We start from the raw sequence: 11938 nt of genomic DNA, 5'->3' as shown, positions 1-11938 counted from the left end.
CAGCACGTGACGACTTTCGAGATCCGCTCTCCCGACGGCCGCACGATCCGGACTGCCGAGGTCTCCGGCGCCCGTTCGGTCACCCCGCGGCCGGTGGCCGAGCCCGGCGTACTCCGGTACGACGTGCTGGCCGCCGACGACACCGTGACGATCCGGTGGACCTGGCCGGCCGACACCGCGGTGACGTTGTGGCGGGCGACGCAGGGATCCCAGCGCGAGCTCCCGACCGACTGGGGTTCGCACCGCGACATCCGGTCGGTCCGGTCGGCGCCGGTCGCGAGCCTGGTCGACGCCCGGGACCGGAGTCTGCTCACGGTCGCGCTGTCGGCATCGGTCCGTGGGTGCGACTTCGCGATCGGCGTCAACGAGGAAGGCGCCGAGCAACTCGTCCAGCTGGCGGTCGACGACATCGAGCAGACCGACGGCGTCCGGCGCTTCAGCCTGCGGATCGACGTCCGCGACCTGCACTTCGCCGACTCCCTCCGGGCGGTGACCGACGAGTGGACGACCGAGCTGGGTGACCGGATCGCGCCGGTCCCCGCAGTCGCCCGGCGGGCGATGTACTCGACCTGGTACAGCGACCACCAGCACGTGTCCGCCGAGTCGGTCGAACGACACGCCCGCGTCGGCGCGTCGTACGGCTGTGCCGCGGTGATCGTCGACGACGGCTGGCAGACCGACGACACCGCCCGTGGCTACGCGCACTGCGGCGACTGGGAGCCGACCAGCCGGACGTTCCCCGACATGGCCGGGCACGTCCGCCGGGTGCACGACCTCGGCCTCGACTACGTGCTGTGGATCGCGCCGCCGTTGATCGGTGCGCACTCCAAGGCCTGGGACCGACTGCAGGACCGGACGCTCGGGTACGTCGACGGCCTTAGCGCCTCGGTGCTGGACCCGCGCTACCCCGAGGTCCGTGAGCACATCGTCGAGAGCTGCGTCCGGCCGGTGCGCGACTGGGGTGTCGACGGACTGAAACTCGACTTCCTGGACACATGGGCCTGGTCGTCGCCGCCACCGGCTCCCGAGGGCGACTGCTCGTCGATCGACGAAGGCGTCGAGCTCGTGCTGCGGGCGATCACGTCCGAGGTGCGCAGGTTGCGGCCGGAGCTACTGATCGAGTTCCGGCAGGACTACGTGAACCCGCGGCTGTGGCAGTTCGGCACGTTCCTGCGGGCCGGCGACTGCGCCATGGACCCGGTGGAGAACCGGGTGCGCACGGTCGACGCGCGGCTGCTGGCCGGCGATCGGGCGGTGCACTCGGACATGCTGATGTGGCATCCGTCGGCCGCGCCGGAGACGGTCGCCCAGCAGTTCATCGGTGCGATGTTCAGTACGCCGCAGGTCTCGATGGAGCTGGATGAGCTCTCACCGGAGCACCAGGCCGTCGTCCGGTTCTGGCTCGGGTTCCTGCGGGACCACGCCGACGTGTTGCTGGGCGGCGTACTGACGCCGATGCGGCCGGACGCGCGGTACACGCAGGTGCGGGCCGTCGGGGCGGAGACCGTGGTCGCCGTGTACGCCGACCAGGTCGTGCGCTTGAGTGCGGCCGACCGGTCGGTGGTCGTGGTGAACGGCGGGAGCGAACCGCGCATCCTGGTCGAAGGAGCCGGGTCTGGACCGGTCGACCTCGTAGTGTCGGACTGCTCGGGTGCCGAGGTCTACCGGGGGACGTCGACGGCACCGGAGCTGTGGGCGATCGACGTACCCGTGGCCGGTCTGGCGCGGATCGTGCGGAACTGACGGAGGGGGCTGGGTTGGCCGAGCAGCGGAAACCACGGCGGACGACGGTCGCGGACGTGGCCCGGCGGGCCGGGGTGTCGGCGATGACGGTGTCGAACGTGCTGAACGCACCGCACCGGGTCAGTGAGCCGACGGTGCGGACGGTGCGGGCCGCGATCGAGGAGCTCGGCTACACCCCGAACCACGCGGCGCGGGCGTTGTCGTCCGGCCGCAGCCAGGTGATCGGCCTGCCGCTGTACCTCGAGGACGACGCGTTCAGCGACCAGAACCCGGGTCTCGGCGGCTTCCTGCACGGTCTGATGGGCGGGCTGGTGAAGTCCGCGGCGCGGTCCGGGTACGGCGTGCACGTCACCACGCCGACCGAGGGCGCGACCGAGATCGCCCTGTACGAGAAGCTGATCGCGGCCCGGCAGGTGGACGCGATCGTCGTCCTGGAGACGATGCCGCACGACGAGCGGATCGAGTTCCTCAGCCGGCGGCCGTTCCCGTTCGTCGCCTTCGGGCGGACCGGGCCGCAGCACCGGCAGTGCTGGGTCGACGTGGACAACGAGACCTCGATGGCCGGGATCGCCCGTCACCTGGACGCGACCGGCCGGACGAAGGCGGCGTACCTCGCCACCGACAGCCCGTTGCCGTGGGTCCACCAGCGGCAGGACGGCTTCCGGCAGGAGTTCGCGTCGCCGGTGACGGTGGAGTCGTTCGGCTCGCTCGAGCAGGTGTCGGCGTACGTCGAGGAGGTGCTCGGCCGGCCGGACCGGCCGGACGTGTTCGTGGCCGACAACGACGCGTACGCCGTGGTCGCGATGCGCGCGTTGCAGCGCAACGGGGTGAAGGTCGGCCAGGACGTCGCGGTCACGGGGTTCAACGACTTCCCGTTCGCCGGGATGCTCGACACACCGTTGACGACGGCCCGGATACCGCTCCGCGACATCGCGTCCTGCTTGTTCGAGCGCGCCTTGCGGGAGATCAACGGTGATCCCGATCAGCCGGGTCGACTGGTCACGGCTCCGCTCGTCGTCCGCTCGAGTGCCTGACGGGCGATCAGCAGGACGATCGTCGTACCAAGGATGCCGGAGCAGGCGATGGTCAGGTGCGGTCGCACGAACGTGCCTATGAGCCCGGCGAGCGCGATGCTCAGGCCTTGGATCGCCATCAAGCCGCTGGTCTGCACGGTGAACAGCCGGCCTCGGTACGCCGGGTCGGCGGCCGCGAGGATCATCGGGTCGATCGCCTGATTGAACGCGTACCCGGCACCGGAGACGGCCAGCAGGACGGCCGCCACCGCGACGGGAGGCGTTGCCAGGAAGGCGATCGCCGGCACCTGACTGGCGATCAGGAGTGGGACGACGAGCCGTCGCCGCACGGAAGGGGTAAACCGTGCGACGACGAGCTCGCCGAGTACAGTGCCGGCCGCGTAGCCGGTGAACAGTGCGCCCGCGGAGGCGGCCACAGCGCCGGTCTGGGCCGTGTAGGCGACCGCCAGCCCGTCAGGCACGGACGAGAAGGCGGGCGCGACCCAGGTGAGCAGGATGAGGGTCCGCAGCCGCCGGGTCGTGAACAGGTAGCGAAGCCCGGTCAACGAGTCGCTGACCGTGTTCCGCTGCCGCTCCCCCGGCGGCGTGTACGGCGTACCGATGCCGATCAGCAGCGCGGACAGGGCGAAGGTGACCACGTCCAGGGCGAGCAGCCAGACCGGGCCGATCGCGGCGACGGCGATCGCCCCCAGCGCGAACCCGGTGAGCACGGTCACCTGGCTGATTGCCCGGAGCAACGAGCGGCCGACCGGGAAGAGGTCCGTCGGCAACAGGTGCGCGAGGCTGGCGGCGCGGGCCCCGGCGAAGATCGGGGCGATGATGCCGGTCAGGAGCAGCAGGCCGAGCAGCGCGCCGACCGGCAGGCCCGGGATCAGCATCAGGGCGATGCAGAACGCGCTGAGCAGGTCGCACACCACCAGCACCCGGCGCGCGGGGAAACGGTCGGCGATCGAGGACAGGACGACCCCACCGAGTGCGTACGGCAGGAACGAGCACACCAGCACCAAGGCCGACAGCAGAGGCGACCCGGTCCGCTCGAACACCAGGATCGACAACGCCACCTGGGCCGCGACGGTCCCGGCCATCGAGACCGTGTGCGCGACGAAGATGCTCCGCATTCCGGGCACGGCCAGGACGGCCGCGTAGCCTGCCGAGCGCCTGGTGGTCACGGGCCGAGCCTGCCGGGTCACGACGTCGCGGGCGTAGAGTTTTGGTTGTGACCGAAAGTTCCGGGCGATGACCGTACTGCGGTTCACCCAGGGCGACACGCTGCGCTGCCGGTTCGGGGCGTCGCCGCTGTGGGAGACCATGTCGGCGGTGCGCGTGCTGCACGGGTCGAGGCACCGGCCGCTGTACTCGCCCTGGGTCGCGGCCAAGGCGGCAGCGGCCGCCACGCTGGACCTGCGCGGACTGAAGGCACTGCAACCACGCGTCGGCTTCACGCCGGACTTCCTCACCCCACCGCCGAAGGCGTCCAGGGCGAAGTTCGCGACCGAGATCGCCCGGGTCCGCAGTACACCGCTCGAGCGGGTGCGGACCGAGCTGATCCGGTCCCGCGACGAGCTCGGCAACCCCGGTGCGGCCGAGATCGACCGGATGCTGACCGACCTGCCCGGCACCCGCGAGCGACTCGCGGTCGAGATCGAGAGCGCCTGGACCACGCTGATCCAGCCGGACTGGCCGCTGATCAGCCGGGTGCTCGAGGACGACATCGCCTACCGCGGGCAGCAACTCACCGACGGCGGGCTGGCCGCGCTGTTCGACGACCTGCACCCGACACTGACCTGGGAGGACGACCGCCTGATCGCCACCCGGTACCGCGAGCCGGGCCGCGACCTCACCGGTCAGGGACTCCTGCTCGTGCCGGGCGTCTTCGCCTGGCCCTACCTGGTCATGGTGGTCGACCCGACCTACCAGCCGACGGTCGTCTACCCGGCCCGCGGCGCGGCCCGGCTGTGGTCCGACGCACCCGCTCCCCCGGACCCGCTGGCCCGTCTGCTCGGTCGTACCCGCGCGACCCTGCTGGTCGCCTTGGACCCGCCGGCCACGACCAGTGCGCTCGCCGAGCAGTACGGGCTGGCCCTGGCCACAGTCGCCGAGCACCTGGCCGCCTTGCACGGAGCCGGGTTGGCGACCCGGCGTCGTACGGGCCATCAGGTGCACTACCGGCGTACCGAGGTCGGACAGGCGGTGGTCGACGCCTCCGTCGGCTGAGGGCTCGCCGGGGTCAGAATGCTCTGGTGACCCACATCCGGAGGTGGCCGGCTTCGCTGGCGGTCGTCGCGGTCCTCGTCCTGCAACTCGTCGTACCGACCGAGATCGCCATGCTGCCGCGGTGGATCCTGCCCACGCTCGGCGCTGCCCTGCTGGTGCCCCTGGTCTGGGCGAACCCGTTCCACCTGCGCCGGGACGAGCCCTGGTTGCGGTGGGTCGAGTTGGTGCTGCTCGGCGTGCTGGTGCTGGTCAACGGCCTGTACCTCGGCGGACTGATCTTCTTCCTGGGTTCCGGCGACGCGAACGACGGCACGGTGCTGGTGAAGGCGGCGCTGCTGATCTGGGTGACCAACGTGGTCGCCTTCGCGGTCTGGTACTGGGAGGTCGACCGCGGCGGGCCGTTCGCCCGGGCACCCGAGCACGAGCGCAAGCCCGAGCGGGCCGACCTGCTCTTCCCGCAGATGACCGTCGACCTGCCGGGCTGGGAGCGCTGGCTGCCGGGGTTCACCGACTACCTGTTCGTCGCCTTCACCGCCGCGACCGCCTTCAGCCCGACCGACACCATGCCGCTGACCGCGCGGGTGAAGACGCTGATGGGGATCCAGTCGGCGATCTCGCTGCTCACCGTCGCGGTGGTCGCGGCGCGCGCGGTGAACGTGCTCTGACCGCCTGCCGAGAAGCCACTCGACAGCCATGTAATGAGCGTGAGAGTGTTATGCCCATGTACAGCACGAAGTCGGTCGGGCTCGGTTTCGCCGTGTTCTCGGCGGTCACGTTCGGTGGTTCGGGACCGTTCGCGAAGGCGCTGATCGGGGCCGGGTTCACGCCCGAACAGGCGGCCTGGCTGCGGATCCTCGGCGCCGCGGCGCTGCTCGTCCCGCTCGTGCTGATCTTCCGCGGGGTCGCCGGCCTGCGCGCCGCCCGGACGTCCTGGCGGGCCCTGGTGATGTACGGCCTGACCGGGATCGCCGGCTGTCAGACGCTGTTCTTCATCGCGGCCAGCCGGCTGCCGGTCGGGGTCGCGCTGATGCTCGAGTTCACCGGCCCGGTGCTGGTGGTCGCGTGGCTGAAGTTCGGGCAGAAGGTCGCCGTACCGCGGACCGCGGCGGTCGGGGTCGGGATCGCGCTGATCGGGCTCGCGACGGTCGTGGAGATCTGGTCCGGGCTCAAGCTCGACCTGGTCGGCCTGCTCGCCGGACTCGGTGCGGCCGCGTGCCAGGCGACGTACTTCATCCTGATCGACAAGCTGACCGGCGCCGCGGACCCGCTGGTGATGACGGCGGCCGGAAGCGTGGTCGGCGCGGTCGTGCTGACCGCGATCTCCGCGCCCTGGGGCGTCCCGTGGCACGCGCTGGTCGAGACGATCGCGATCGGCGACCGCTCGGCGCCCGGCTGGGTGCTGGCCGGCTGGCTGATCGTCGTCAGTACGGTGGTCGCCTACCTCGCCGGTGCCGCCGCCGTCCAACGGCTGTCCGCCGCGGTCGGTGGTGCGGTCGCGTACGTCGAGGTCGTTGCCGCCAGCATCTTCGCTTGGATCCTGCTGAACGAGACCCTGCGCACCAACCAGATCCTCGGCGGCGTGATCGTCCTGGCCGGCGCCTTCGTCGCCCAGTTCTCCGTCGGCAAGGTCGCCCCACCGGAGATCCCCGACTCCGACACCCCACGCACCCTGGACCCGGCCGGCGTCTGACCGGGCCCGGCGTACGTCGGCTCAGGCCGTGGGCTGCAGGAGGGAGTCGACCAACTCCCGGGGCAGCCCGTGGGTCTCGTGCAGGTACTCGTAGTCGGTGTCGTCGAGGGACTTGTGGAAACGCTCGTGGCTGAGCACCTTGCGGCCGCGGTCGAGCAGGTTGCTGAACCGGATCTCCTCGTCGATCAGGATCCGGCGGACCAGCGTGACCGTCTCGCCCTGGTGGAAGTGCTTGAGCGTGTGCTCGAACAGCTCCATCGGCAGGTCGGACAGCGTCCGGGAGTCGTCGTCGCGCCAGAGGATGGTCAGCACCCGGCGGATCAGCCGGCGCAGGACGTACCCGCGGCCGGTGTTCGACGGGTGCACGCCGTCGCCGACGATCACGATGCTGGACCGCAGGTGGTCGATGACGATCCGCTGCGACTGCTCGTCCAGCCGCCACAGCTCCGGCACGATCCGCATCCACGGCTCGAACAGCGAGGTCTCGTACACCGAGTCCTTGCCCTCCAGCAGCATGGTCAGCCGCTCGAGCCCGAGCCCGGTGTCGATGTTCTGCTGCTCGAGCGGCTTCAACGAGCCGTCGTCGAGCCGCCGGTAGCGCATCATCACGTGGTTCCAGACCTCGACCCAGCGCTTGTCCGTGCCCGGCGTACCCTCCGGGTCGCCCTCGCCGGTCCAGACGAAGATCTCCGAGTCCGGGCCGCACGGACCGGTCGGGCCGTTCGACCACCAGTTGTCCTCGGTGGTCAGCTCGATCGGCAGGCCGAGCTGCTGCCAGGTCCGCAGCGACTCCTGGTCCAGCGGGACCTGGTCGTCACCGCCGAACACGGTCACGTACAGGTTCCGCGGGTCGAGGCCGAAGCCCTGGGTGAGCAGCTCGAAACCCCAGCGCAGCGTCTGCTCGCTGCCGTAGTCGCCGAGCGACCACGAGCCGAGCATCTCGAACACGGTCAGGTGGGTCGGGTCCCCCACCTCGTCGAGGTCGGTGGTCCGCAGGCATCGCTGGATGCCCACGAGTCTGCGCCCCAGGGGATGGGGTTCCCCTTCCAGGTACGGCGTGAGTGGATGCATCCCGGAGGTCGTGAAGAGCACCGGATCACCGAGCCGCGGGATGAGCGTGGACCCGGTCGTCGGGACGTGGCCGCGGTCGAGGAAGTAGTCGATGAAGGTCCTGCTGATGGTCATGATCCTGGTCCTTGTCGTTCAAGGGACCGGAAACCAGAGCACCGGGGCTTCGGAGACGACACCACCGGCGGACCGTTTCCGGTCGCCGGTGGGAGGTTGGAGATGTCAGGCAGCGGCAGCCGGAGAGCGATGAGCTCGTACGGCTGCGGCAAGTCGGGACATCCGATGCATGTCGGCCAGAGTACACGATCCGCCGAACTAGATGTGCAGCAATTCCCTCAGCACCGCTCCGCTGCGGGTCCACGACCAGTGCTCGCGGACCCAGGCACGGCCCGCCGAACCCATCGCGTGAGCCCTGGCCGGATCGGTGAGCAGTTCGGCGATTCGGACGCCGACCGCGACCGGGTTGTACGGGTCGACCAGGTAGCCGGTCTCGCCGTGCCGGACCGTGTCGGCGGCTCCGCCGGAGTCGCCGACCACCACCGGCTTGCCGGTCGCCGACGCCTCCAGCGTGACGATCCCGAGCGCCTCCGGCTCGAGCCCGAACCGGCGGGTCCGGCACGGCATCGCGAAGACGTCCGCGGCATCGACGTACGGCGGGATGTCCGTCCACGGCACCGCACCGGTGAACACGACCGACGACATGACACCCGTGGACGCCGCGAGCGCCTGCAGCCGTTCGCGATCCGGGCCACCGCCGACGAGCAGCAGGACGGCCGACGGTACGGCGGCCAGCACGCGAGGCCACGCCCGGATCAACGTGTCCTGGCCCTTCCGCGGAATCAGCCGCGACACGCAGGCGACCACCGGAACGCCTTCCAGCCCGAGCCCTTTGCGAACCTGGTCTCCCCCGCAGTCCGGGAAGAACCGGTCCGTGTCGACCCCGGGGGTGAGCCGGCGCATCCGTCGTACGGCGGCCGGAGACAACGCCGGCGCGATCTCTTCCTCGCACCACGACGAGACCGTCGTCAGCGCGTCGGCCGCGTCACCGATCCGCCGCAACGCCTGCCGCGCACCCGGTACGCCGGCCCACCACGTCTCGTGCCCGTGCGTCATCGCCACGATCCGTCGCGCGCCGGCCCGTCGCAGCGCGGCCCCCATCAGGCCGAGGGGCGCGGCCGCCCCGAACAGCACTCGGTCGGCGTCGTACGCACGCATCAGCCGGACGGCCGTCCTCGTGATCCGCGGCGTCGGCAGCAGGACCGGCGTACGGTCCCGGACGACGGTGAACGGCAGCCGGGCGTCGTACGCCGTGTCGCCCGGTGAGCGGGACGTGTAGACCACGACCTCGGGCACCTGGTCGCACAACGACCGGACGAACGTCTCGATCCCACCTTGGCGGGGCGGGAAGTCGTTGGTGACGACCAGGACGGTCATCGCCGAACCAACGGCGGGACCGGCGTGCCGTGCTCGGCCGCCCACGCGCGGCCCATCGCGATCCGCTCGGGTGAGGTCGGGTGACTGGCGAACATCCAGTACCGCCAGCGGCGCGGGTTCAGCCCGGAGATGTTCGTGACGGCCAGGTCGTGCTGCATGGCCACGAAGTTCCGCGGGTCGTTGGTCAATCGGAGCGAGTGGTAGTCGGCGCGGGCCTCGATCCGGCGGCTGACCAGGTTCTGCACCGGGGCGGCGAGCGTCGTACCCGCGGTGATCATCGCCAGCAGCAACGCGGTCCGGCGCGGATCGGACATCCGGGCCCCGAGCAACAACCGCAACAGCACGACGGCGAAGGTGGCACCGAGCACGCCGATCAGCGTGCCGTGCAGGACGTCGTCCTCGGCCGCGTGGCCGAGCTCGTGTGCGACCACGAGCCGGACCTGCGCGGGCGGTGCGTCCTTCAGCAGGGTGTCGTAGACGACCAGCCGCCGGGTCGAGCCGAAGCCGGACACGTAGGCGTTCAAGGCGGTCGTCCGCTTGGACGCGTCCGCGACCAGGACGTCCCGGACCGGTACGCCGTCGTCCGCGGCCAGCTTCATGAAGTCGTCGCGCTGCGGGCCGGCCGGCATCGAGGTGAACTCGTTGAACCGCGGCTCGACCAGCACCGGGTACGCGAACGACACGCCCAGCACGAGCACCGCGCCCGCGATTGCCGCCGGCAACCACCACCACGTACGCCAGCGCTTCGCCAGCCCGACCAGGCCGACCGCGATGACCGCGAGTGCGAGCGACATCAGCAGCGAGTTGACCGCGCGGTCGCGGGTCCACAACCCCCAGTCCTGCACCGACAGGCCGTACTTCCGGCTGACCCGCTCGGCCATCACGTCGGTCGGCACGGTCACGAGGCTGGTCAGCAGTCCGAGACCGGCCACGAGCAGCGGCACGGCGATCCACCACCGGCGGACGCGGATCACGTCGTACAGGCGGCGGCCGAGCGGGCTGAAGCCGATCACCAGCGGGACCAGCACGGACAGCACCCAGGAGGTGGTTGACCACGGCAACAACTCGTGCCGGAACGCGTTCTGCCGGGCGATCTCGGCGGCGGTGAAGTCCAGGGTGGCGTCAGGCTCCGGCACGTCGATCAGGTGCCACGGCGTGGTGACGCCGATGACGACGGCCAGGGGGACGGCGAGCAGAACGGCGACCACGGGAGGCGTCCAGCGGGCGGCCGCGGGTGAGGTCCACCGGGCGGCCGCCTCAGACACCGGCGAGCCTCTTCAGGTACTGCTGCCACTCGGCGACGAACTCCTCCTCCGTCATCCCGAGGATGGACTTGAACGCGTCCGCCAGCCCGGTCGTGCTCCTCGACGCGTGGACGGCGCGGTAGAACTTCACCAGCGTGCTGCGGCCCTCCCGCTCGGCGATCAGCCGGCACGCGAGCCAGGCCGACTCGTAGGCCTGCGGCAGCTCCGCCGACGACGCGGCGAACGCCTCCGTCCCCGGTAGCGCCGACGGGACCTTGCCCGCCCGGACCGCCTTGAACAACTCCTTCGCCGCCGACTCGTCCTGCACGGGGACGGCGGTGAACGCGACGTAGTCGGCGAATCCCTCGGCCAGCCACAACGGCACCGGCGAGGCGGTCGCGGTCGAGGCGACGTGGGTGGTCTCGTGGGTCAGCACGATCTTGCGACCCTGTTTGCCGAGCTCCTCGAACAGCTTGGGGTTCGCCACGATCCGCACCGGCGCGCCGACCTGCGGACTGTCCAGCTCGGCCATCGTGACCGCGGCGATCTGCGTGTAGGTGTTCGGCCGGGCGCCGAGCACGTACTCCATCTCGGCCTGCTTGGCGGGCAGGTACACGACCACCTTCTGCCGCCAGCTCCGCCCCCAGATCTTGCTGACCGACTCGACCGCCCGGTCGGTGGTCGAGACATAGCTCTCCGCGTCCGTATCCGGGTCGAGGCTGACCACCAGGCTGTGGTCCCCCTTGGCCACGTCGAGCGGGCCGAGCGCCCACACCGGCCGCTGCTGCCCCGCCACGAACCGCTCCGAGAACGAGGCCGCGTACGTCGTCCCGTCGCGGGTGACGAACGTCACCGGCAGGGTCTCGCGGGCCGGCTTGGCGTCGTACCCGGACAGCTGCCAGGAGACCTCGACCTGGGCCAGCCAGGACTCGCTGCCGCCGAGCGCGGCCTGCCGGTCCGGGGTAAGGGCGGCCGTGTCGTCGCTGACATAGCGGAAGGTGAAGCCGGTGACCGGGAGCTTGCCCAGGTTCGCGAAGATCGTCCGGGCGCTCTCGCGGAACTCGGTCGCCCTCGGGTCGACCGCGGCCAGGAACGCGGACCGGCTGTCGTCCTCGATCGCTGTCGCCATCTTCTGCAGAACCGCTCCGCCGACACTCGCGCGCCGTACCCCCTCGGCGGCCTCGTCCGGCGTCGGAGACGTCTGCGGGGACTCGGCGGCGGTCGGCGCGCCCGGGGCGGCCGGCGCGTCCGCGATCTGGCGCAGACCGGCGTACCCGGCCCCGGCGACCAGGACGATGGCCAGGCCGAGCGCGACCTTCTTGACGATCGGGCCGAACGGAGGCGGCACCCGCCCGGTCCGCTCGGCGGTCCGCCCGGCGGTCTCCGAGGGTGGGCGGTGGGGCGGCGGCGGGATCGCCGGCAGGGGCACCGTGTCGCTGTGTTCGTCGATCACCTCGGCCCCTCGCTGCTCACCTGCCCCAGTCAGCCGGGACACTACGTGCCTCCTCTGA

At 71.1% G+C, this 11938-nt stretch carries 10 protein-coding genes; 5 read left to right on the top strand and 5 right to left on the bottom strand.

The features are described from left to right. Positions 1 to 6: 6 nt before the first annotated feature. Entirely contained in the window at positions 7 to 1743 is a 1737-nt protein-coding gene (locus tag ACQPYZ_RS13640) for a glycoside hydrolase family 36 protein (RefSeq protein WP_433168033.1), read from the top strand. A gap of 14 nt (positions 1744 to 1757) precedes the next feature. After that, entirely contained in the window at positions 1758 to 2777 is a 1020-nt protein-coding gene (locus ACQPYZ_RS13635; RefSeq protein ID WP_433168031.1) for a LacI family DNA-binding transcriptional regulator, read from the top strand. Here ACQPYZ_RS13635 and ACQPYZ_RS13630 read toward each other — a convergent pair. Further along, positions 2726 to 3946 carry an MFS transporter gene (locus ACQPYZ_RS13630; RefSeq protein WP_433168029.1) on the bottom strand — a complete coding sequence of 407 codons (1221 nt, stop codon included), beginning with the start codon at positions 3944 to 3946 and terminating at the stop codon, positions 2726 to 2728. The genes ACQPYZ_RS13635 and ACQPYZ_RS13630 overlap by 52 nt on opposite strands. Before the next feature lie 67 nt (positions 3947 to 4013). On the opposite strand from ACQPYZ_RS13630, the gene ACQPYZ_RS13625 reads away from it, so the two are divergent. Genes ACQPYZ_RS13625 through ACQPYZ_RS13615 form a run of 3 tightly spaced genes read left to right on the top strand, consistent with a single transcriptional unit; the run spans position 4014 to position 6681 of the window. Next, on the top strand, positions 4014 to 4991 hold the full coding sequence (locus tag ACQPYZ_RS13625) for a DUF5937 family protein (RefSeq protein ID WP_433168027.1): 978 nt from the start codon (positions 4014 to 4016) through the stop codon (positions 4989 to 4991). 26 nt (positions 4992 to 5017) lie between these two features. Continuing rightward, positions 5018 to 5656: a hypothetical protein gene (locus tag ACQPYZ_RS13620; protein WP_433168025.1), complete on the top strand. Its 639-nt coding sequence runs from the start codon at positions 5018 to 5020 to the stop codon at positions 5654 to 5656. A gap of 56 nt (positions 5657 to 5712) precedes the next feature. Next, entirely contained in the window at positions 5713 to 6681 is a 969-nt protein-coding gene (locus tag ACQPYZ_RS13615; RefSeq protein WP_433168023.1) for an EamA family transporter, read from the top strand. Positions 6682 to 6702: 21 nt separating this feature from the next. Here ACQPYZ_RS13615 and ACQPYZ_RS13610 read toward each other — a convergent pair whose 3' ends face one another. The 4 genes from ACQPYZ_RS13610 to ACQPYZ_RS13595 form a co-directional block, all read right to left on the bottom strand. Then, a complete protein-coding gene (locus tag ACQPYZ_RS13610) occupies positions 6703 to 7866 on the bottom strand; it encodes an alanine--tRNA ligase-related protein (protein WP_433168021.1) in 1164 nt (387 codons plus the stop codon). A 198-nt stretch (positions 7867 to 8064) separates the two neighbouring features. Further along, the gene (locus ACQPYZ_RS13605; protein ID WP_433168018.1) at positions 8065 to 9183 is read right to left on the bottom strand and encodes a glycosyltransferase family 4 protein; all 1119 of its coding nucleotides are present in this window, start codon (positions 9181 to 9183) and stop codon (positions 8065 to 8067) included. Beyond that, positions 9180 to 10448, bottom strand: coding sequence for a M48 family metallopeptidase (locus ACQPYZ_RS13600; protein ID WP_433168016.1), 1269 nt, complete (start codon positions 10446 to 10448; stop codon positions 9180 to 9182). The genes ACQPYZ_RS13605 and ACQPYZ_RS13600 overlap by 4 nt, the downstream gene beginning before the upstream one ends. After that, positions 10441 to 11880 carry a hypothetical protein gene (locus ACQPYZ_RS13595; RefSeq protein WP_433168014.1) on the bottom strand — a complete coding sequence of 480 codons (1440 nt, stop codon included), beginning with the start codon at positions 11878 to 11880 and terminating at the stop codon, positions 10441 to 10443. The genes ACQPYZ_RS13600 and ACQPYZ_RS13595 overlap by 8 nt, the downstream gene beginning before the upstream one ends. Between the last annotated feature and the right edge of the window lie 58 nt (positions 11881 to 11938).

This window comes from Kribbella sp. CA-247076 (genome assembly GCF_050942445.1).
In the GTDB taxonomy this organism is placed as follows: Bacteria; Actinomycetota; Actinomycetes; order Propionibacteriales; family Kribbellaceae; genus Kribbella.
This window is presented reverse-complemented; position numbering and strand designations above follow the sequence as displayed.

Excerpts from the sequence above, each read along its gene's own strand:
- ACQPYZ_RS13615 (WP_433168023.1), top strand. The coding sequence starts at position 5,713 with ATGTACAGCACGAAGTCGGTCGGGCTCGGTTTCGCCGTGTTCTCGGCG.
- ACQPYZ_RS13605 (WP_433168018.1), bottom strand. The coding sequence starts at position 9,183 with ATGACCGTCCTGGTCGTCACCAACGACTTCCCGCCCCGCCAAGGTGGG.
- ACQPYZ_RS13610 (WP_433168021.1), bottom strand. The coding sequence starts at position 7,866 with ATGACCATCAGCAGGACCTTCATCGACTACTTCCTCGACCGCGGCCAC.
- ACQPYZ_RS13625 (WP_433168027.1), top strand. The coding sequence starts at position 4,014 with ATGACCGTACTGCGGTTCACCCAGGGCGACACGCTGCGCTGCCGGTTC.